The organism is Arthrobacter sp. NPDC080073, assembly GCF_040686575.1.
Classification (GTDB): Bacteria; Actinomycetota; Actinomycetes; order Actinomycetales; family Micrococcaceae; genus Arthrobacter.
Genome location: NZ_JBFBKR010000023.1, coordinates 37,617 through 59,013, shown reverse-complemented (window position 1 = coordinate 59,013; position 21,397 = coordinate 37,617). Strand labels below are relative to the sequence as shown.

Below are 21,397 nucleotides of genomic sequence, written 5' to 3'. Positions count from 1 at the left end.
GTGACCTTTTGGATTGAGCGGGTGCCGGACTGAACCTGTCAGTGCGGCAACCCGAAGAGGAGGATTGCGCCCAGAGCGAGACCGCATATCAGCGGCACAGACCGTTTCAGCGCTTGGACTGAGGTTGCCGAACCCCGCCTGTTGAGTGCGACGACCGCGATCAGGATGAGTCCCTGAACCATGGCCTGGATGTAGGGATTGACGTTGAGCAGATCAAGGATGTTGGTGATGAACTGGATGATCAGGACGCCGACTGCAACACCGCGGATGGTTCCGACTCCGCCCGTGAGCGGAGCGCCGCCGACGACGACAGCCGCGATGGCTGCAAGCTCATAGCCACGGCCGTAGGCCGGGTCCGCTGTCTGCAGGCGCGACATCAGGACAAGTGCCCCCATCCCGGCACAGAGGCCTGAAATCATGTAGACCGTCATGCGGTGCCTAACAACGGGGATGCCGGCAAAATGGGCCGCCTCCTCGTTGCCGCCCAAGACATATATTTGACGCCCAAAAACAGTCTTTGACAGCACAATCTGAGCAATCGCGACGGTCAGAACGAAAACGATCACTGGAACGGGTATGCCGAATAGGTCAGTGCTGAGCCACTTCAGCGCATTGTCGCCCCGCAGCCGGATTGGGTTGGAGCCCGAAAGGAAAAACGCGGCGCCAGTGGCGATGGTCATGGTTCCCAGAGTGATTATGAAGGGCTGCAACCGACCGAAGGCGATTCCGAGCCCGTTGATTGTGCCGACGAACAGTCCGGTCACCAAAGCGCCGAGGATAACTCCGACGGGGCCATAAGGCGCCATCTTCGCCCCGACAATGGCCGCCAGGGCCACGGTGGCTCCGATCGAAAGATCGATGCCGGCGCCGCCAGCGATTATCACGAATCCCTGTCCCACTGCCAGTAGGCCGATGATCGAGGCTAGACCCAGGACATTTCGGACGTTGTCGATGGTCATAAAGAATGGTGAGAGGGCCGACCCCAGGATCAGGACGACAACGAGTGCCGGGAGCGCTCCGGCTCTGCGTAGGGCCGCGGGAGCCCATTGCCGAGGTATGGCCTGCTTTTGGGGAGTCGGCGTTGCGACTTTAGTGCTCATGTGCGTTGTTCCTTCTCAAAGAATCAAAATGGTTCCGGGGTCTGACCTAGACCATCGCGGAGGAGAGGATGCGTTCTTCTGTGGCCCCCATGGCCGGGATGTCATCCACAAGGCGGCCTTCCCGCATGACAAGGATCCGGTCCGCAATCGCCAGCAGTTCAGACAGTTCAGAGGAGATAACGAGTACCCCGGCTCCGCTCTTTGCGAGTCCGTTGATGAGTCGGTAAATCTGGAACTTCGCGTTCACGTCGACCCCCCGCGTGGGCTCGTCGAAGATGTAGACCGGAAAATCGTTGAGGAAGCACCTGGCGATGACCACTTTTTGCTGGTTTCCCCCACTCAATGTCCCTACGGGGACGCTGGCTCCGGCGGCCTTCACGCCGAGCTTGCCGATCAGGTCCCGTGCCAGTTGCGCCGACCCCGTCCTGCTGAGCCACCCGCCTTTGGAGATGACTTCCGGTTGCGACAACGTGAAGTTCTCTTCGATGGTCATGTCCAGCACCAGTCCCTGGCTTTTCCTTTCTTCAGGAACCATCACGATGCCGGTGCGGATAGCTTGACGGGGATTGCGTATCCGTTGCTGCACCCCGTTTACCTCCACAGTGCCGGAATCGTAGCTGTCAACGCCGAAGATCGCCCGTGCAACTTCGCTGCGGCCTGCTCCCAGCAGCCCGCCCATTCCCACGATTTCTCCGGGGTTCACGTCGAAGCTGATGTCCTCGAATTTGCCTCGGCTCGACAGGTTCTTAACGGACAGTCGCGGGGTCATCTCGAGATGGCCAGATTTGACCTCAAACTGAATGCCGCCGCCGTCTTGAATCTCATGTGTGAACCGTTCAATGGGCCGCCCCACCATTGCCTTGACGATATCGTCATGGCTCATCCGGCTCATTGGCTCGGTGACGATTTTGATACCGTCCCGAAGAACGGTGACGGTGTCGGCAATCCGCGAAAGGTCCTGAAGGCGGTGGCTGACCAATATGAAAGCGGTGCCGGCAGCTTTGGCCTTTTCCACAACCTCGAAAAGGTGCGCGACTTCCGGTTCCGTCAGGGCAGCGGTTGGCTCGTCGAGAATGATGATTCTGGCCTTGCCGACAAAACTCCTTCCGATCATGACTAGTTGTTGGATGCCGGGGGAATGCTCGCTCAGCTCTGAGAACGGGTCGATGGTGAGGCCGAGCGAGTCCAGCACCGGTTGCGCCTTGGCCCTAAGGGCCTTGCGAGAGACCACACCGGAGCGCGCAGGGAAGGAGGCGACGCAGATGTTCTCCGCTACTGACATATTGGGGACAAGAGAAAGTTCCTGCGGGACCGCACTGACTCCCAGAAAGCGGGCGTCTTGGGGAGAGGCAAGATGCACCTTCTTGCTGTCGATATACACCTCCCCCGCATCGGGCTGCACCAGTCCACAGATGATCTTCGACAATGTCGACTTTCCTGCACCGTTCTCGCCGCTAATCGCGTGGACGGTCCCCGGAAAGATGTCCAGGTCCACAGAGGTGAGGGCTTGCACGCCTGGATACTTCTTGGTTATGCCACGCAGAGTCACAACGGGTCCGTCGCTGGCGCCATTGCCGGCCTCGGGGGCGGCTTGCTCCGGTTCTTGTGGTGCTGAAGACCAGAATTTTGACATGAGAATTACCTTTCCTGGGTCGGCGTAACTGGATGCCGAGGGTCGGCCTTTATCGCGCCTAGCCCGCGGATCCCCAGGTGGTTTTGTCGTACGCGCCGGCGTTTTCTTTGGTCAGGAGAAGCGGCTGCTGAAGCATGATGCGCTTCGGGAAATCTTTTTTATCAATGGCCTGGATGGCGATTCGAAGGGCCAGATCGGCGTGCAGAGGCGTGGCTGGAACAGCGGCTAGGACTTCTCCGCGCTGGATGGCCGCAGTGGTGGCCTTGTCGTCCCCCCATGTGTAGAGCGGAATGCCTGTACGGCCTGTCTGCTGCATTGCGGCGTACACACCCAGCGCCATTTCGCTGTACTGGGTGTACCAGGCGTCGATTTTCTGCCCCTGCGGTGACTGAAGGAAGCTGAGCGCGGCCTGATATGCCTTCGTGCGATCGAAGTCGCCGGGAGAAGTTTCATTGAGGGTGATGTCCGGGTACTTGGACTTCAGGGTGGCTATGAAGCCTTCGTGCCGCAGAATCTGCGGAGAGGAACCCATGGTTCCTTGCGTCTCCACGACCGTACCTTTACCCTTCAGCGAATCGCCTATGGTGTTGGCGATCTGGATAGCGCCCTGCTTGTAGTCAAGGTAAACCCAGGAATCTGGGCAGTCGGTATCAACTGTCCGTTCCATTCCGATGACGAAAATGCCGGCCTTGCAGATTGCATCGATGGCGGGAGTCAGTGGACCCACTGACTGGGGAAATACCAGGATGCCGTTGACCTTCTGGCTCACACAAGACTGGAGGTCCGCGACTTGTTGGCTCGGATCATTGGTTTCTGTGTACTTGATCTGGATGTTGGGATGCTTCGCAGCCTCGATCATGAGGCTTTCCTTCTGTGCAGTGGACCAGGGATTGTTGGCCAGCCCTTGAGAGAAGCAAAAAGTATAGGTCTTGGCCGGGTCTCCGATGGGTCCGTCGGCGACGGGCAACGCCCCCGCATATGGGAGAGTCAGCGTCTGCTTTGTGACGGGTCCAGTGACGGGGTTCCCCGGAGCCGGTTTGATTACTGTGGCATTGTCGGGCGCATAAAGGGCAATGTTCTCGGGAAGGTAATAATCTTCCTTCGCCCCTCCGGCGTTTCCTGGGGCCCCGGCGCAAGCGGAGAGCGCAAGCATACCTGCGCTCAGGACGGCCGCTGCTCGAACGGAGGTCCACTTGCGGTTCGACCGCCTGCCAGTCAATGAATGCTGAATCATTTTTGTATCCTCATCGTTGAGTGTTACATGATGTGATGAATAACACTATCCTCACATTAGTCAAAACGGAAGGTCTCAAAGCCAAAATCTGTTATTTCATGTTAAAAATTGCATCGAGTGATGCGAGGGGCTCGCGGCGTAGTCAATCCATAAGGTCAGGGTCGTAGGGATTCCGGATCCCGGTCTCAAGTGCGGCGATCTCAGCGAGGTCGGATTCCTCGAGCTGGAAATCGAAGACGTGCGTGTTCTCGATCATCCGGTCGGGACTCACGGTCTTCGGGATGACCACGTTGCCTTGGTCAAGGTGCCATCTGATAATTACTTGGGCCGCGCTCTTCCCGTACTTCGCGCCGATCCTCACGAGGACGGGGCTGTCAGTCAGCTTGTGGTTAGCAAACGGGTTACCAGCTAAGGGGGACCAGGCCATCGTCGCAATGGAATGCGAGGTGTTAAATGCCTTCAACTCGGCTTGGTGCAGGCCGGGATGGAGCTCGATCTGGTTGACGGCGGGCACCACGCTTGATTCAGCCATCAGTCGCTCAAGGTGGTGGGTCTGAAAATTTGCAACGCCGATGGATTTTGCCAGGCCCTCTTCCTGCAGACGCTCAAGTGCCCGCCAGCTCTCGACGTATTTATCAATCTTCGTCATCGGCCAATGGATCAGGAAGAGATCGACGTAGTCGAGGCCGAGTCGCTCAAGGCTGCCTTCGAATCCGCGGAGCGCCGCGTCGTAGCCGTGGCTTTCATTGCCCAGCTTGGTGGTGACGAATATTTCGTCGCGTGGGACACCGGAGCGTCGGATTCCTTCGCCCACGCCGGTTTCATTCTTGTACTGTTCGGCCGTATCAAATGACCTGTATCCAAGTTTGAGTGCCGTAGCCACGGTGTCGGCGGCAGAGGCGTCGTCTGGGCCGAAGATGCCCAGGCCGATCTGGGGAATTGTAGATCCATCATTGAGGACAAAGTCGGGAATCGGGTGAATTGACATAAGGTGCTCCTTAGGGCTGGACGTCTAAATTGGGACGTTGAGGCAGGGGCTCTGCGAGGAAAGGTGTGCTCGAGCTGCGCGAAATCGAAGCTTCAGAGCATCAGGGAGGCCGCAACAGCCTCGACGGCAGCTTTGGCGATCTCACGGTCCTGGTTCATGGAGCTCTTTCCGGAGATTCCAACGGCACCGACCAATCCGCCGTCGTGCAGGACGGGTAGTCCCCCGCCAATAATGGTTGCCCCGTCGATCGTGGCCACGCCATGCAGCAGGGCCTCCTCCTGGCGGACAACTTCCCAGAACTCGTGCGTGGCCATGCCATTGCCGGCGACAGAGTACGCCTTGTCAACTGCGATTTTCGCCGTCTGAAAGGGCGCACTGTCCATTCGTTCGAAGCAGACAAGGTGTCCGGCGCTGTCGACCACGGCGATGCTGACGCACACACCCAGTTCCGCGGACTTTCCGACTGCGGCGTCGACGGCAACGCGCGCCAGCGCCTGAGTAATATTCCGTGATCCGATGAGTTTACTCACAGACGACCTCCTTGTGTTTCGCTTAAAATAGATGTTATATAGAGTGAAAATTGACAATATCGATAGCGTAGAGGCCTTTCGGCGCTGTTGTCTATAGCCAGCAATTCCGAATCTCCGCCGGTCCGAAGTCGGGGCAGCGACGTCAGGCAGCTGCGGGATGTTTATCGCTGCGGAACGAGGACGCCCTGCCGACGAATGCCCGCTGGTATGCCGCGGGTTACGTTCGCTTCATTCGGCTTCCCGGCGCAGGACCGGACCAGCCTCGGGGCGGGACAGCCAGTCCAAGACCCTTCCGGAAGGAACCAATGCTCTTTAAGATCAGCCCCCATTCTGTTCGCGTCGCTGTCTCCTCCGCAGCCTCTGATTCTGAAACGAGGCTTTCCTTCTTTGCCGTGTCCCATCCAACGGTCCACTTCCAGCCAGCGTCGGTGTGTGTCCGTTGCCCGCCTGTTTCGGTCCGCCGTGCCGGGTGGTGATCGTCTTGGATACGAACGGTTCATCCCTGACGCGGGAGGATGTGGTCCGGTCCACTGACCGGGCACGGGTCAGCCGGGCACGGCGCTCCGGAAAACGGCACCATCTGGCGTGGCTGCTGGCCGGTCCGGGGCTGCTGGCCATGCTGGGGGAAAACGACGGGCCCAGCATGGTCTCTTACGCCGCCGACGGGGCCAGCTACGGCACTGGGTTCTTCCTGCCCTTCATCGTTGTCCTATTCGCGATGTCCTACCTCTGCCAGGAAATGTCCATGCGAGTCGGCGCCGTGACCCACCGCGGCTATGGGGAACTCGTCCTGCAACGCTACGGCCGTCTGTGGGGGTGGCTCGGAGCAGCGGACCTCGTGCTCACCAACCTCGTCACCCTGGTCTCCGAGTTCGTCGTCATCCGTGTCGGCCTAGCATTCTTCGGCCTGGGAGCACCGTTAGCTGCCTCTCTGGGCATCCTCCTGGTGATCCTGACCCTGACCGGGGGGCAGTACCGGCGTTGGGAACGGATCGTCCTGGGCCTGGCCGTGTTCAACGGCCTGTTCCTGGTCGCCGCGATCATGGTCCACCCGGATCCGGCAGCCATCGGCCACGCCTTCGCCACCTGGTCGCCCTTACCCACCGGAGGGCTCACAACGCTTCTACTTCTGCTGACCGCAACCATCGGGGCGACCGTCACACCCTGGATGGTGTTCTTCCAGCAGAGCGCCTCGGCAGATAAAGGGATAACCCACCATGACCTCAAACACGGCCGCCTCGACACGGCAGTCGGTGCAGCACTGGCCGCGGTCTTTGGCTGCGCGGCCCTCATTGCCGGAGCGGTTCTGTTCACCCACGGCGGCGGAGCCATCCAGGGCCTCGCCGGGGCAGGGTTCCCTGACGCCCTCAGCGCCGTGGCGGGAACATCGGCCGGTGCCGTCTTCGCCCTGGGCCTCATCGAAGCCGGAGCGGTGGCGATCCTTACCATCTCAGCCAGCACCGCCTACGCTGCCGGCGAATGCATCGGGGTCTCGGCCAGCTTCAACAGTTCCCCCCGCGGCGCGGCGCTATTCTACGGGGTCAACGTCACCACGGCCCTGATCTCAGCAGCGGTGATCCTGATCCCCGGTGCGCCGCTGCTGGCCATCACACTGAACGCGAATGTGCTGGCCACCGTGCTGCTCCCGGTCACGCTGGTCTTCCTGATGATGCTGGCCAGCGACCGTGAGCTGATGGGCGAATGGGCGAACACGCGCGCGACGAATATTTTAGGGACCTTGGTGATCGTTTTCATCTCCCTCTGCGCCGCGGGCTACGGAATCATCTCCTTCCTCCAGACCATCGGCCTAATCCCGGCCTAACCCAACGAACCCCAAATCCGCAGAACTTCCGCAACCGACAAGGACCCCGATGAAGAGTTTTGAGCATCACAGCGAGGACCCGGCCGCGGTTCTTGAGCCAGGTCAGCTGGCCACAGCAAAATCCCGTCCGGTCCCCCGGACCGCACTGAGCCCCGCCACCCGCAAGGCCCTGTGGGCGTTGCGGATCTTCGTCGTACTGCTGGCCGTCCTGGTCACCTACACCCTTATCGCCCAGCAAGACGGGTCCTTGGGCACGAATTCCCGGCTCTCAGGGACCAATGCGCCCGCCGTTGTAACGGTTGCCGTCATCAGCGTTGGTGGGCGAGTTCTGCATGCTGCCGGGACAGGGGGATCAGATCTTGATTCGCTGCCGCCTCCGTATCTTCCAGCACCCGGAGGACATTGCCGAATGCGAGGCTGCGCAGATCAGCAGTGGACCAGCCCCGTTCGGCTAATGCATCCATGACGGTCGGGTAGCTTGATACCCCGGAAATTCCGCGGGGAAGTTGTTCGATGCCATCGAAATCCCCTCCGATGCCGAGATGCTGGGGTCCTACTACTTCGCGTGCATGTTCCATGTGTCTGACGATGTCGGCGACGGTGGCCTGCGGAGCCTGGTTCTGCGAGGTCCACCGGGCATATTCTGCGGCGGCCGCGGCGTCCTCTTCCACTTGGCCCGCATGGAACCCTGTCCGAAGGCCGAGTCTCTGCCGGAGTTCATCAGAATGTCGCTCATAGTCCGCGCAGGCCTCTGAGATGAAGGCGGGAACGAAGGTAAGCATGAGCACACCGTTGTTTCCAGGCAATCTCTCAAGCACGGCATCCGGCACGTTTCTCACGTGGTCGGTGACGCCGCGGCACGATGAATGGGAGAACATCACAGGGGCGGAGCTCGTATCCAGCGCATCATGCATCGTCTGCTCGGCTACGTGAGATAGATCCACTATCAGCCCGAGACGATTCATTTCGCTGACCACGCTTCTGCCGAAATCGGTGAGCCCATAGTCGACCTGCTCGCCCGTCGCCGAGCGCGCCCACGGCGTGTTGTCGTTATGTGTGAGAGTCATGTAGCGGACGCCGATTCGTCTCATCATCCGAAGCACGCCAAGTGACTCGTTGATGGAATGCCCTCCTTCGATACCCATCAGCGAGGCGATTTTTCCCTCAGCGGCGGCGGTCCTTACGCCGGCGGCAGAGTCCACCAGGCTGAAGGTTTCGGGATTCTTGGAGATGATCCGGTGTATGCAGTCGATCTGTTCGAGTGTCGCCACGACGGCGTCGGCCGGCAGCATGTTGGAGGGGACGAAGACTGACCAGAATTGCGCACCGACCCGCCCTTCCCGGAGCCGCGGAATGTCTGTGTGCAAGCGGGGCTGGTGCTGCGCCAAGTCGATCTCCTCGACGCGGGAATCGAATTTCTGCCGCAGAGCCCAAGGCAAGTCGTTATGGCCGTCAAAAACCAGGGTGTCGGCCAGCGCGGAACGAGTCTGAGACGATGTCATCGGGCGGCGCCTAATTCCTCTAGGGCAACCCATGGCTCATGGAGTCCGAAAGCCTGGGGGCCAAAGACTTGCAGCGCTTCCGGGGTCCGCATGATCGCAGGAGTCGAGATTCCGTAGACGGCCACCCGTTGTCCGAACCGCAGGGCCTCGGAAGTGATGGGTGTGCCCAGGTCAACGTCAACTATCGTAATCAGATCCGGAACAATGGCGACGACCGCGCCATTCTTGTGTGCAATGACGTTCTCGTTCCGGAACTGGATCCGCATCTCGTCGCCGCCATCAAACGACTCCACCGTGGCAAACCCTTGGGTGAACCCGTCCCTGACGAACCTCTCAACGTCAACGATCTTTCCCCGCATGAGCACGGTTCCATGACCGTATATTGTGTCCTTCAGGAAGGCACCGAGTTCTGCCAGCGGATCAAGATGTTTGTCCTTGGCCTTACGTAGAGTCCGGCCGATATTGAGGGCAAGGGTGACGGTGTTGCGGATCGCAGTTCGCTTGACGTCTGCTCCGCTCATTGGATACTCGGCGATGTAGGCCGCGCCCCCCATCTTGATGGTGACCGCGCGGGCGAAAGTCTCCATCCTCTGGTTGTCCTGACCGGTATCGACGATGCAGGTGTGCCCGTTTTCGTCAGAAACAGCGAGCGGTGATCCGGACACTCCGTAGACTCCGAACGTTTCCATTTGAAGCTCCGGGAAGGCTCGGCCCATTCCGTCTCCGTCCACCACCGGGATATCCGCTTCGGCGGCGACGACCAGGGGAATCATGGAATTAAGTCCACCGCACTCCATGGGGATTGTTGCATCGGCTGTTTTTCCGAGGTGTTTCTCCAAAGCACGGAGCGACCGGACCGCCTCAGTGCCGGCCGGGACTTTCTCGACTACGACAGTCGGAGCGCCCATCATGGCCGTGGAAATGACAAAGTCATCGTCGTCAAGTTCGGTCGGATCGAGGATTTCGATCTTCTTTCCGTTTTTGAGGCATTCCTCGACCAGGAGGCGGCCGATGAGCGGATCTCCGCCGCCGCCTGTACCCAGTATTGCCGCGCCCCGGGCCAAGTCAGGGACGTCGTCTAGTGACAGATAGAAACTCATGTTGTTCTTCCTTCTACTTCCTGCAGTCAGCGTTCCGGGTGGCGCTATTTTGACGCCGGCAGGTCGCCGACCGCTTTGACGCGTACCCGGGACGCGTTTCCTGGCAGATAGGCCAGAGGCAGCTCATCGATCTCCACGATTTGGACAGTGCTGGCTTTGGCTCCGGCAGCTACGGCTTTGCTGATTGCTTCCTCCCTGGCTTGGTCGAGCACTTCTTCGCGCTTTCCTGCAGGGATAGCAAAGATACGGTCGACTTCGCCGCCGACTTGGGCTATGGCGGCGCCGATGGCATTCGCCACTCCGGAGTGCCCCGGACGGGCAACGTCACTGGCGCAGGCCATCTGTTCCGGTACCAGGAACGCACCACCGCCGACGGCGACCACCGGGACGAGGTCGGAACTCGTGCGCATCCTGTCGACCGTCTCCGCGATCCTTCGGTGGATTTCGGCTTTGGCCGCCTTCACCATTGAAGGATCCAGATGGCTGACAAGGCCGGGGTCACCGATCTCCGCATCGCCCGCCGCGACCATGATGTCGGTCGCCGTCAGAGTTTTGCCTCCGAAAACAAATGCCTCCTCCGTGACTCTGTAGCCAACACTGTCCGGCCCGACGGTCACACCATTGTCGATCCTGATGCGGCTGCCGCCGCCGAGGCCGACGGACAACACATCAGGCATGCGGAAGTTGGTTCGGATTCCCGCCACCTCAATTTCCGTTGCCGCCTCGCGGGGAAAGCCCGACTGGAGAACTCCGACGTCAGTCGTTGTTCCGCCAACGTCGACCACTATGCAGTCTTTGAGGCCCGAGAGGTAGGCGGCGCCGCGCATTGAGTTGGTCGGTCCTGAAGCAAAGGTGGCCACTGGGTATTTACGGGCGAAATCGACATCCATTAATGTGCCGTCGTTCTGGCTCAGGAACAGCGGTGCGTGGATGTTTAGCGCCATCAGGGATTGATCGAGTGAGGAACACACATCTGCTGAAAGCTCACGAAGTGCGGCATTGATGATAGTTGCATTTTCCCTCTCGAGGAGCCCCACTCTGCCGATTTCGTTGGAAAGGCTGACCGGAAGTTCCGGAAACTCCGCGTTTATGATTTCCGCTGCCCTCTGTTCAAACTCCGAGTTGACTGGGGAAAACACCGACGAGATTGCGAAGCTGCGTGCCCCTTTGGCTACGGCATCCTGGGCTGCCCTGCGTATCTCGTCATGATCGATCGGAGAGATTTCCCGTCCATCGAACTCATGGCCACCGTGGCACATGTAGGGCAAGGCGCGCAGCGCTTCAGTAATCCGTGTCGGCCAGCCGACGAACGGGGGCAGTCCGCCCGTTGCAGGAAGTCCGAGCCGGATTGCCGCCGTCGGCGCCAGCCGCTCGGCTTCGACAAGCGCATTGATGAAATGGGTGGTGCCGATCATGACAGCGTCTATGTCGGCAGGATCAAAGGAGTACGCGCTCTGTAGTCGGCGGAGGGACCCGGTAATCCCCTCTCCGACATCACTCATTGTCGGACTTTTTACACCTGCGAGGACCTCGCTTCCGTCAATGAGTACCGCGTCCGTGTTGGTCCCGCCGACATCGATGCCTATCTTCACTTGTATTCCTCCTGCAGTGCGCGCTGTTCAGTAATCGATCGGCGTGAGAGCGCCATTTCGGATGTGGCCTTGATCAGGCCGAGTTTGCCGGCGATGACGTAGAGAATCAGGGAAGCACCAAGCGAATTCAGGGACCCTACACCCCAAGGCAGGAACGTTCCAATCAGCACGGATGCGGCCCAGACCACCAGCGTCCCAATGACCCACGTTGGCTCTGTTGCCGGCAGGCCGGGGGCAGATGCGGATAGGACGCGTCGCCATTTCTTTACGATGTAATACTCGGCGACCATGATGCCGGCGATGGGGGGAAACGTGACTCCGAGCAGGATCAGGAAATCCACAAAGTAGTTCAGTATTCCGGCAGCGGCGAGTGCGCTGCCCAAGATCCCGATAAAGATGGTGACGCTCGTGCGGCTCACTCGCTTCTTGAATACCGTCTCGACGAAGTTCACAATGCCCAGGGATGCCGAATACAAGTTCCAGTCATTCATCTTGATCGTGCCGGCAACGATGATGATCGTGCCGACAAACCCGCTGCTGGACGTGACAATTGCGATAATATCGTTGGTCTTGAGTGCATGGGCAAGGAGAACGCCGGCGATGGCCACCATGAATTCCCCGAGGGTGACGCCGAGCAGCGTCTGCTTGACGACGTCGGAGGGTCTGCGGTTAAAGCGCGTCATATCGGGGGTAATTACCATGCCGACAATGAATCCGCCTGCCACCAGTGTTGTCCCCGCGGCCAGGCTAAGGACCGGTCCAGGGGCTGGCTGGTTAACCAGATCAGCGAGGTTGTGCCTTTGCAGTTCAGAGAGAATCGACCAACCGGCGAGCAGGAGGAACGCGGGGATCGTGATGTAAGCGGTCCAGGCCATGCTCTTGAAGCCGTAAATGACTACCGCTGTCACTACGCCGCCGACGGCAAGGGCCCACGCCCATGCGGGAATAGCGGGCGCCAGATTGGCAAGTCCTCCAGCCGCCACGCCGCTTTGGACACCAAACCATCCGACCAGGCTAAGTGAGATGAACAGGGCGATGATGCTTGATCCATGACGTCCAAAGCCGGTCCACCTAGCGAGAACGGAAGTTGAGAGGCCTTCTTTTTGGCCAAGGATTCCCGTCATGATGGCAACCGCCTCAAGGATCACTGATCCAAGGAAGATGGCGAGCAAGGCGGTGGGAAAGTCCATTCCAAATCCCAGGGCTGCCCCCAGAAGGAACTGAGAAAGCGCTGACATCTGGCCGAACCGTTGAACGGCCACCGACCACCAGCTGTAGCGGGCGTGGTCAGGAACACGCTCGAGGGCGTAGTCCTCCTCCCCCGAGTGTTTCTTGTCAATAGTTGTTGCCATCCGTGCTCCTTGGCTATGAGGTACCTACCCGGAAAGAGGTTCAGGGATAGGAGGGAATGAAACGAAGCTACGGCCCGTGGCAGTCGGTTATCAATGGTTGCTCTGACTACTAAATGCCCTCATCATGTGCATACTTAACACATTCGTTCCCCACGCGCGCATCCGAAGGAGGCAGCCTATGTCCTGGCTTCTAACGGTCGCGGACCTGGACGCATTGGAGTTTGGCGCGAGAATGCTGGGCTCGGGAGGGGCCGGTGACACTCACGCCGTCTCGCTTTTGACTCGGAGTCTGTTGGAGCATTGCGGCGGTGTGACCGTGTTTCCGCCAAGTAAAATCCTTCCCGGCGATGTCGTAGTGGCCGTTGGCCTGGCGGGGTCGGCCTTGGCGTTCAGCGAAAAACCCAGCGGATCGGAGCCGTACGTAAGAGCTTTTAATGCGGTTGCCCAGAAATTTCCAGGCCGACGAGCACTTGTTTGTGCATTCGAAATGGCTGGGATCAATGCCTATGCACCGATCCTTGTGGCCGCGGCCCTGGGCATCCCGCTGGTCGACATGGATGGCATGGGGCGAGGACTCTCCGGGCTGCATCAGACAACTTTCAACGCGCAGAGTGTCTCGATGACTCCTTGTGCGTTGGTCGACACTTCAGGGAGGTGCGTCGAAATTTCAGGATCGACTGCCGAGGAAGCCGAGCGTGCCCTGCGCGTTCTCATGGGATTGTTTGGCGGCTGGGTGGCGTTCGCGGGGTACCCCATGGATGCGTTAGAGGCGGAGGTAGGCGGCATAAGCCGGACGCTTGGACGAGCATTGGAGCTTGGACGCCAGTTCCAGCACTCCAAAAAACTAACGCGGTCGGTGAGTGATGCTGTATCTCATTTTTGTTCCCACACCGCGGGATGTCTTTTTGTGGGCCGAGGGACTGTTGTGGACGTTCACTGGGAACCCGCCCCGCGTGATTCCGGTGCTGGGGTACAGGCCAAAGGCACGATGATTGTTCGGGCCGCAGGAAGATACCTTCGAATCGAGGCACAGAACGAATTCCTGCTGCTCCTGGACGAAGGCCGGCTGCTTGCTAAGGCCCCCCAGATTATCTGCCTCCTGGACAGCCATACCGGCATCCCCCTCCTCAGCGAGCGTATCCTGCCCGGTTACGGGGTAGACGTCGTTGTCTTTGAGGCCCCCGGCGAATGGAACGAATCTGCTGCGCAGGCCTTGGTCGACATTTCCGGCTACGGGTACACAATCCCTTCCCTTGAAGACTCGCTGTGACAGTCCGGCTGACCCTTCGTGAACTACTGCGGTGTCCGACGCTGCTCGACAGCTCCGTCATCTTGGAACACCCCGATTCGAGCTTCACGTTCATCTGCACTAACGAGATCAGCGCCAGCGGCGCCGCCACGACTGCCTATCTTGATCCACCAGACGAAGTGCAGGTCAGCAATCTCGAAGGCATCTGGATATCCTCTTGGATTCCCTCCTATGCCCTGGAAATTCTGCTTCCGCGGCTGAAGCGAAAGGGCGTGGGCGTAGTAATCCTGATACCAACCACATCTCAGGGCTCCCAACCACTCCCGGAGTTCGGCATTTCTACCTTGGAACTTGCCCGAAAACTGAGAATGAACGTGATTGCGCTCCACCAGCCCCAAGCGACTGTGGCCGTGGCCGCATCCCTCAGCAGATTCATGGGATCGGATCTTTGGGCGCGGTCCCTTAATATGACGGCATTCACCCACGCCGTCCATCAGATGGAGCCAAGCCCCGAGGGCGTCGTTTCTGAACTCAGAAAGTATGTCAACGCGCGGATAGCAGTGATCAATTCACTCGGCCTGCCGCTCGCAGGCGCATTGGAACGGCCGCTCGCATTCGGCAACATCGAGGCGTCGCCCTTGTTTGACCCCAGCCAAACCCCGAACCTTGTATCCGTTCCCTTGCCCCCGCTCATGGAAGACGACGATCCAGCGCTTTGGATACTCGCGGAATTCCAGCCCGATGCCCCGACGTTCGAGCTGGAGGCTGCACAAGAACTCATGGAATTAGGGGCCCTTTCGTTGCTCAGGTGGCTCAGCCGGCAACGCTTCGCGAGCGAGCAGTTTCAATCCGCAAGATCAGCGATCGTCTCACAGCTCGCTGCCGCTGGCGGAGCAATTCCGGATCACGTGATCTCTCAAGCTCTGAGCGTCGGCTGGAACTTAAACGGATGGCACACCCTCATAAGCGTTCGTGCCCCACGGAAATCCCTGGCCCACGACATCGGACGAATGCTTCCAGCCGCTTTGACCCGGTATGACTACACAGTGGACTCGTCCGAATACATCGATCATTGGCTTATCTGGGAAACAAGGCAGGACCAACCAACCCGGCGAGACTATAAGGATTTCGTCGCCGCTCTGGATTCCCTACGACCACCGCCAGAAACTGGAATTGTTTTTGGCGTCGCCAGGCCACGCCTCGGACCGGAGGGGTTTGCAAGAAGCATCGCGGAGGCCGAAGACTTCGCTCGACAAGCAAGCTCGAGCAAGGGACGCCGGCAGATCGTTGACGCCCAGGAATCCGTGGCCACCCAATTGATCCGCACTACGCTCCACGATCCCGCGCTCGTCCGCCAGGCCACGAAGTTTCTAAAGCGACTGTCCGAACCAGACGCCGACTATCTGAGGAAAACGCTGAACACCTACCTTCAAAGCGAATCCAACCTCGCGGAAACATCGCGCGTCCTTGAAGTCCATCGAAACACGGTGGTCAAGAGGATCGAAAGAATCGAGGAACTCCTGGACGCGCCGCTCGAAAATCCTGACACCAAATTCGCCTTGCGCATCGCGCTCAGAATCCTCGAAATTTCGGCCACCGAGTAACCGCATGGTCCCCCGGGAGCAATGAAATGGCTCCGAGCTTGATCCTATCCACTCGTCAGGGTCTCCCATCTAAGCTCTCCCGCGCTGTAGCCCCCTGACAAGCGCTTGCCCGACCTCGCGCCAGATGCCTTTCCCTGCCGGTTCCTGTTCCGGTGGCGGTGCAACGCCTGCCTCCGTTATGGGGCCGGACCTGGCTGCCTGGGCTGCCAGCCAGTCTCCAAAGTGCGTGATGTCCTCGCCCCGGGACGCCGCGACCGCGTCGCACGCGAAGCCCACTGCCCTCGAACCGTCGCTCAGCAGCACAGAGCCCAACAACATAGGTTCGGGCAGCTGCGCGAGGAAGGAGCCCAGGGCCGCCTCGGAGAGCAGCCATCGCTCGGCTGCGAGTTCGCCGCCGTCGTCGGAGCGGACCACGCCGGGCTTGGGCGGCTGGGTGTCCAGCGACACCATCCGGTACCGGGGCGCCGTCTTGACCGGCCCGTCCCAGAAGGCGCCTCGCCGTTCCAGTTCTGCGACCAGCGGCTGGCCCTTCCGGTGGGCGCCCACCACCACCAGGGGCACGACGACGGCCCCCGCCGCTACGGGCCACGGCACCACCCGCGACGAGGAGACAGGCGCTGCTACAGCGCCGGTCGCGAAGATCTCCGGCCTCGTTGGGATGTACTCGATGCGCCGAGCGATGTCGGCAACGACGGCGTCGTCGAATGTCCGGCCGACCACCGTCAGGCCGAACTGCGAGACCAACGACGCCCCGCCGTCGTCGGTTCCGCCGTTGTCCTCCACAATCCCTGCGGGAACGGATACCGCGCACAGATCGAAGAGGTTGCAGAAGTTCGTGTACGTGCCCATACGCGAGTTCACGCCTACGGGGTCCGCCGCGACTTCCGCCAGCGTCGGGTGGAAGGGCGCCGTCGGCACGACGAGGGCGTCGAAGCCCTCAAGCCGGGACATCCCTTCGCGTTTCAGCTCCTCCAGCGCCGCAGTGTCTGCCACATACTGGTGGGCCGGCAGGTGGCCGGCCGCACCGACGATGCTCGCCACCGTCGGGTCCAGCCCGATGCTGGAGGCGGCATCGCCGGAAAGTGCGCCGTTGATGAAGCTGCCGACGGCGGCGTAGCGTTCTGCGACCAGCGCGCCGTCGTATAGCAGCCTGGCCGCTTCCAGGAAGACATCGAATTCGACAGGCTCCGCGTCCACGCCGGTTGCTCGCAACCGTTCGATCTGCGCGCCGAATTCGTCGGCCCAGGCGGGCGCCAAGGCCGGGAGGGCCGCTGGATAGGCGACGCGCGGCCTCGCCGGCGCGGCCAATCGGATGTCTGTGGGCCACGTGCGGGATTCGCCGGCCATGACACCCATCGCGAGTTCGGCAGTATCCAGGTCCCGGGCCAGGATGGTGGCGGTGTCCCAGGATCGGCATGCCGGAACCACCCCGGCGGTGGAAACCACATTCAGTGTCGGTTTGATGCCAACGATCCCCTGCAAACCGGCAGGAACGCGCCCGGACCCGGCAGTGTCCGTCCCGATGGCGATGTCCACGAGTCCCAACGCCACAGCCACCGCAGAGCCGGAGCTGGAACCCCCGGAAATCCGGTCCGGCCGGCGTGCGTCCCGGACCGGACCGTAGGGACTCCGCGTGCCCACCAGGCCCGTGGCGAACTGGTCAAGGTTCGTCGCGCCGAGCACCAGGGCGCCAGCATTCCGCAGCCGTGCCACGGCCACCGCGTCTTCAGCCGGCGCATAACCGAACCCGGGGCAGGCCGCCGTCGTCGTGATACCGGCGACGTCCACGTTGTTCTTGACCGCAAGCAGGAGCCCGGCCAGCGGCAACTCGACGCCGGAAGCCCCGGCGGCGTCGATACGGGCCGCCTCGGCCAGCAACTCTTCCCCTCCACGGATTTCGATCCAGATCTCGGGCCGGTCCACGGCGTCAATGGCGGCCAACGCGTCCTTTACCCGTTTGGTGACAATGTCAGTGCCGATCTTTGTCCCCGGGGTGGTCATGCTGCTGCCTCTTCCAGTTCAGGTTCGCTCAGTTCATCCGCACCTACGAGCACCACAAGAGCCTCCCCGGCCACAACCTGGGCGCCAGCGGTCGGGAGTACTCGCTGCACCACGCCGTCGCACGGTGCGGACAAGACGGTTTCCATCTTCATGGCCTCAAGGGAAACCAGCGGTTGTCCCTGGATCACGCGGTCTCCCGGTGCGATGTCCACCTTCCACACACTGGCGGCGAACGGCGCAGCTACGAGTGTCCCGCCGTCGGGCACCACCACTTCGCCGACGTCGGGTACGGCGACAGTGGCTGCGACTTCCGCGCGGTCAAACTCGCCGGCGTCCGCCCAGGCCTGGCGTTCCACCGAGAATGCCGCCGCCTGCCGCTCCTTGAAGGCGCCGATCGATTCGCGGTTCTCCTCCAGGAACACTTCGTGTTCGGCGAGCGAGAAGGTGCCGTCCTCGATCTCTACGCCCCGGCCGCGGCCGGCTGCCATGTCGGCACGCAGGTCCAGCAGCTCTTCGGGGCTGACTGGGTACCAGGAAATGCGATCGAAGAAGCGCAGGAGCCAGGGCGACCCGGGTTCGAACGGTGCAGCGTCGGCGTAGCGCGACCACACCTGGGTGGTGCGGCCGACAAACTGGTAGCCGCCCGGTCCTTCCATGCCGTAGATGCACATGTAGGCCCCGCCGATGCCCACGGCGTTCTCCGGCGTCCATGTCCTGGCCGGGTTGTATTTGGTGGTGACCAGCCGGTGCCGCGGGTCAAGCGGCGTGGCCACGGGCGCGCCGAGATACACGTCGCCAAGGCCCAGGACCAGGTACTCGGCATCGAAGACGGTGTCGAAAACGTCCTTCACCGAATCCAGGCCGTTGATGCGGCGAATGAACTCGATGTTCCAAGGGCACCACGGAGCGTCGTCCCGGACGCCGGCCATGTAGCGTTCGATCGCCTCGCGCGTGGCGGGGTCGTCCCAGGACAGCGGCAACCGAACCGCGCGGCTCGGCACCACGAGCTCGGAACTCGCAGGCAGTGCGGCCTCGATCTCCTGGACGAGGCCCAGCAGCAGCCGGGTGGACAGAATCGACGGGTCGACCTTGATCTGCAGTGAGCGGATCCCTGGTGTAAGGTCCACCACTCCGGGGACGCGGAGCTGCTCGATGTGCAGGTGCAGGGCATGGACCCGCGCGCGGAGACCGAGGTCCAGCACCATTTCGCCGAACTCCACCAGAAGGTTGTCGTCTCCGGACCGGCGGTACGTCACCGCCGGCCGTCCCGCGCATCCCGGCACGCGGCCCAGCACGCCGTCGTCGCCGTCGCCCTTTGGCGTTTTGCTGTGCCCGACGGCGGTCACGCCGCCTGAGGGGATGCCGGCAGCGTCGGGCAGGATCAACTGCCGTCCCGGTCCAAGGTCTTTCGCCGACGGAGCCTGGGCGTCCGTCACCGGCACGAAGCGGACTTTATCGCCCGGACGCAACTGGCCGAGCTTCCAGCGGTCGCCGGTCACCACCGTGACCGGGCAGACGAAGCCGCCAAGGCTCGGGCCGTCAGGCCCGAGCAGGATGGGGGTGTCGCCGGTGAAGTCCAGGGCACCCACGGAGTAAGGGGTGTCGTGGATGTTGGAGGGGTGCAGCCCCGCCTCGCCGCCGTCGGTACGTGCCCAGCCCGGCTTGGGGCCGATCAATCTGACTCCCGTGCGTGCCGAATTGAAATGCACCTCATAATCCGTCGCCAGAAGTTCGTCGACGTCCTCGCGGCGGAAGAATTCCGGCGCGCCGTGCGGACCTTCGACCACCCTCAGTTCCCAGCGGGACGTGAGGGCCGGGCGGCTCTCGGCATGAACCGGATGGGAAGGCGCATCCGCTGATGGCCCCTTGGCCGTGCGCAGCACGTCACCGGCGCGGAGCACGCGGCCGCCGTGGCCGCCGAACTGACCGAGGGTAAACGTGGAGGCGCTGCCGAGGTATTGCGGGACGTCGAGCCCGCCTTGGAACAGAACATAGCCTCGTAACCCTGCTCCGTCGGCGGAGCCGATGTCCAGCAGGCCACCCGCAGGGACCGCAATTGGTTCCCACGCGGCGGCCGCAGAGCCGTTGACTGTCAGCTCAACGTCGGCTCCGGTCACGCAAACGGTGGTGGCGTGGGTGAACCGCAGCGCGGGCCCCGCAATGGTGAATTCCAGGCCCGGTGCACCCTCCGGGTTGCCCAGGGCCTCATTCCCCAGCCGGAAGGAGAGATCGTCCATCGGACCGCTGGGGGGCACCCCGACCTTCCAGAGTCCGGTTCTGCCCGGCCAGTCCTGCACGCTTGTCTGGAGGCCCGGGCGTTCCACGGTGATGCGGGGTTCGGGATCGCCCACGGTGTCCAGGGTTTCTGTGGAATGGTTCGCGGCCCGTACCGTGTCGAGCCCGGTCACAGCGCGCAACATGCCCAGGTTGGTCTCGATGCCGTCGATGCGGGTCTGCGCGAGAGCCTCGGCGAGGGCGTCAAACGCCGCATCCCGGTTGGGGCCGAAGGTGATGAGTTTGCCCAGCAGGGGGTCGTAGTTGGTGGACACTTCGCTGCCGGTCTCTACCCACGCGTCGACGCGCGCGACGTCGGTGCTTGGGTACTGCGCGTTGGTGACGGTTCCGGCGCTGGGCTGGAAGTTGCGGGCCGGGTCTTCGGCATAGATGCGGGCCTCGACGGCGTGACCTGTCACCGGAACGCTTTCGGGGACTCCCGAGAGGACGGGCCGTGCTTGGGCCAGATTCAGCATCCACTCTACGAGGTCGACGCCGGTGATCGCTTCGGTTACCGGGTGCTCCACCTGGAGCCGGGCGTTGACCTCGAGGAAGGAGGCCTCCTGCCGGAGGGGATCGTAGACGAACTCCACGGTCCCCGCCGAGCGGTAGTCCACCGAGGCGCACAAGGCACGGGAGCTGCGGTGGAGCTCTTCCCGGAGTTCTGCCGGCAGGTCCGGCGCGGGTGCTTCTTCCAGCACCTTCTGGTGCCGACGTTGCAGGGAACAGTCGCGGTCTCCGAGGCTTACAACCCGGCCTTCGCCGTCGCCGAAGATCTGTACCTCGACGTGGCGGGCGTGTTCGATGTAGCGTTCGGCGAACACTCCCGCGGTGCCGAAACTGGAGCTGGCGAGCCGGGCTACGCGGGGGTAGCTTTCCGTCAGGTCTGCTTCGTTCCGGCACACGGCCATGCCGATGCCGCCGCCGCCACCGGTGGCCTTCAGCATCAGCGGGAACCCGATCCCCCCGGCGGCTCCGATGGCGGCGTCGAGGTCTTCAAGCAGGCCGGAGCCGGCAATCATGGGCACGCCCGCCCGTTGCGCCGCGTCCCGGGCTGTGTGCTTGGTCCCGAAGATCCGCAGCTGTTCGGGGGTCGGGCCGACGAACACGAGCCCGGCGGCTTCCACGGCTTCGGCGAAGGCGGCATCTTCGGAGAGGAAACCGTAGCCGGGGTGGATGGCGCCGGCGCCGGTCGCGCAGGCGGCTGCCAGGATAGCGTCGACCCGGAGATAGGACTCCTTCGCCTGTGCCGGTCCGAGCAACACGGCTTCGTCTGCGAGGCGAACGTGTTTGGCGCCGCGGTCTGCCTCGGAGAATACGGCCACGGTTCGCAGCCCGATCTTGCGTGCGGACTCGATGATTCGGCAGGCGATCTCGCCGCGGTTGGCGACTAGCAGGGTTTCGAAACGGTTCACG

General features: G+C 61.8%; 14 protein-coding genes. 3 read left to right on the top strand and 11 right to left on the bottom strand.

Annotated elements, in window-relative coordinates; all coding sequences use genetic code 11:
- Window positions 1-38 precede the first annotated feature (38 nt).
- From AB0O52_RS20055 to AB0O52_RS20035, 5 genes are all read right to left on the bottom strand, one after another.
- Window positions 39-1,100: an ABC transporter permease gene (locus AB0O52_RS20055; RefSeq protein WP_364541381.1), complete on the bottom strand. Its 1,062-nt coding sequence runs from the start codon at window positions 1,098-1,100 to the stop codon at window positions 39-41.
- Between the two features lie 46 nt (window positions 1,101-1,146).
- A complete protein-coding gene (locus tag AB0O52_RS20050; protein ID WP_364541378.1) occupies window positions 1,147-2,595 on the bottom strand; it encodes a sugar ABC transporter ATP-binding protein in 1,449 nt (482 codons plus the stop codon).
- A 196-nt stretch (window positions 2,596-2,791) separates the two neighbouring features.
- On the bottom strand, window positions 2,792-3,967 hold the full coding sequence (locus AB0O52_RS20045; protein WP_364541374.1) for a substrate-binding domain-containing protein: 1,176 nt from the start codon (window positions 3,965-3,967) through the stop codon (window positions 2,792-2,794).
- Window positions 3,968-4,109: 142 nt separating this feature from the next.
- On the bottom strand, window positions 4,110-4,955 hold the full coding sequence (locus AB0O52_RS20040) for an aldo/keto reductase (RefSeq protein WP_364541371.1): 846 nt from the start codon (window positions 4,953-4,955) through the stop codon (window positions 4,110-4,112).
- 92 nt (window positions 4,956-5,047) lie between these two features.
- Entirely contained in the window at window positions 5,048-5,485 is a 438-nt protein-coding gene (locus AB0O52_RS20035; RefSeq protein ID WP_364541368.1) for a heme-binding protein, read from the bottom strand.
- A gap of 481 nt (window positions 5,486-5,966) precedes the next feature.
- Between AB0O52_RS20035 and AB0O52_RS20030 the strand changes: the two genes are divergently transcribed.
- Window positions 5,967-7,307: a divalent metal cation transporter gene (locus tag AB0O52_RS20030; RefSeq protein WP_364541365.1), complete on the top strand. Its 1,341-nt coding sequence runs from the start codon at window positions 5,967-5,969 to the stop codon at window positions 7,305-7,307.
- A 308-nt stretch (window positions 7,308-7,615) separates the two neighbouring features.
- Here AB0O52_RS20030 and AB0O52_RS20025 read toward each other — a convergent pair whose 3' ends face one another.
- The 4 genes from AB0O52_RS20025 to AB0O52_RS20010 are packed head-to-tail and all read right to left on the bottom strand — an operon-like array spanning window position 7,616 to window position 12,853.
- On the bottom strand, window positions 7,616-8,809 hold the full coding sequence (locus AB0O52_RS20025; protein ID WP_364541362.1) for a dipeptidase: 1,194 nt from the start codon (window positions 8,807-8,809) through the stop codon (window positions 7,616-7,618).
- Window positions 8,806-9,909, bottom strand: a complete 1,104-nt coding sequence (locus AB0O52_RS20020) for a DUF917 domain-containing protein (protein WP_364541359.1) — start codon at window positions 9,907-9,909, stop codon at window positions 8,806-8,808. Before AB0O52_RS20020 ends, AB0O52_RS20025 begins: the two co-directional genes overlap by 4 nt.
- A gap of 44 nt (window positions 9,910-9,953) precedes the next feature.
- Window positions 9,954-11,501: a hydantoinase/oxoprolinase family protein gene (locus AB0O52_RS20015; RefSeq protein ID WP_364541356.1), complete on the bottom strand. Its 1,548-nt coding sequence runs from the start codon at window positions 11,499-11,501 to the stop codon at window positions 9,954-9,956.
- Window positions 11,498-12,853 carry a cytosine permease gene (locus AB0O52_RS20010; RefSeq protein ID WP_364541353.1) on the bottom strand — a complete coding sequence of 452 codons (1,356 nt, stop codon included), beginning with the start codon at window positions 12,851-12,853 and terminating at the stop codon, window positions 11,498-11,500. Before AB0O52_RS20010 ends, AB0O52_RS20015 begins: the two co-directional genes overlap by 4 nt.
- Before the next feature lie 124 nt (window positions 12,854-12,977).
- Here AB0O52_RS20010 and AB0O52_RS20005 point away from each other — a divergent pair, with 124 nt between their 5' ends.
- On the top strand, window positions 12,978-14,123 hold the full coding sequence (locus AB0O52_RS20005; RefSeq protein ID WP_364541350.1) for a DUF917 domain-containing protein: 1,146 nt from the start codon (window positions 12,978-12,980) through the stop codon (window positions 14,121-14,123).
- The gene (locus tag AB0O52_RS20000) at window positions 14,120-15,706 is read left to right on the top strand and encodes a helix-turn-helix domain-containing protein (RefSeq protein WP_364541347.1); all 1,587 of its coding nucleotides are present in this window, start codon (window positions 14,120-14,122) and stop codon (window positions 15,704-15,706) included. Before AB0O52_RS20005 ends, AB0O52_RS20000 begins: the two co-directional genes overlap by 4 nt.
- 69 nt (window positions 15,707-15,775) lie before the next feature.
- Here AB0O52_RS20000 and atzF read toward each other — a convergent pair whose 3' ends face one another.
- Both atzF and uca read right to left on the bottom strand, forming a co-directional pair.
- On the bottom strand, window positions 15,776-17,707 hold the full coding sequence (gene atzF / locus AB0O52_RS19995) for an allophanate hydrolase (RefSeq protein ID WP_364541344.1): 1,932 nt from the start codon (window positions 17,705-17,707) through the stop codon (window positions 15,776-15,778).
- On the bottom strand, window positions 17,704-21,396 hold the full coding sequence (gene uca / locus AB0O52_RS19990) for an urea carboxylase (RefSeq protein WP_364541342.1): 3,693 nt from the start codon (window positions 21,394-21,396) through the stop codon (window positions 17,704-17,706). The genes atzF and uca overlap by 4 nt, the downstream gene beginning before the upstream one ends.
- Window position 21,397 lies beyond the last annotated feature (1 nt).

What these genes read in the sequence shown, in the direction of transcription:
- AB0O52_RS20055 (WP_364541381.1), bottom strand. Translation starts at nt 1,100, where the DNA reads ATGAGCACTAAAGTCGCAACGCCGACTCCCCAAAAGCAGGCCATACCT.
- AB0O52_RS20045 (WP_364541374.1), bottom strand. Translation starts at nt 3,967, where the DNA reads ATGATTCAGCATTCATTGACTGGCAGGCGGTCGAACCGCAAGTGGACC.
- AB0O52_RS20040 (WP_364541371.1), bottom strand. Translation starts at nt 4,955, where the DNA reads ATGTCAATTCACCCGATTCCCGACTTTGTCCTCAATGATGGATCTACA.
- AB0O52_RS20025 (WP_364541362.1), bottom strand. Translation starts at nt 8,809, where the DNA reads ATGACATCGTCTCAGACTCGTTCCGCGCTGGCCGACACCCTGGTTTTT.
- AB0O52_RS20020 (WP_364541359.1), bottom strand. Translation starts at nt 9,909, where the DNA reads ATGAGTTTCTATCTGTCACTAGACGACGTCCCTGACTTGGCCCGGGGC.
- AB0O52_RS20010 (WP_364541353.1), bottom strand. Translation starts at nt 12,853, where the DNA reads ATGGCAACAACTATTGACAAGAAACACTCGGGGGAGGAGGACTACGCC.
- AB0O52_RS20005 (WP_364541350.1), top strand. Translation starts at nt 12,978, where the DNA reads ATGTGCATACTTAACACATTCGTTCCCCACGCGCGCATCCGAAGGAGG.
- atzF (WP_364541344.1), bottom strand. Translation starts at nt 17,707, where the DNA reads ATGACCACCCCGGGGACAAAGATCGGCACTGACATTGTCACCAAACGG.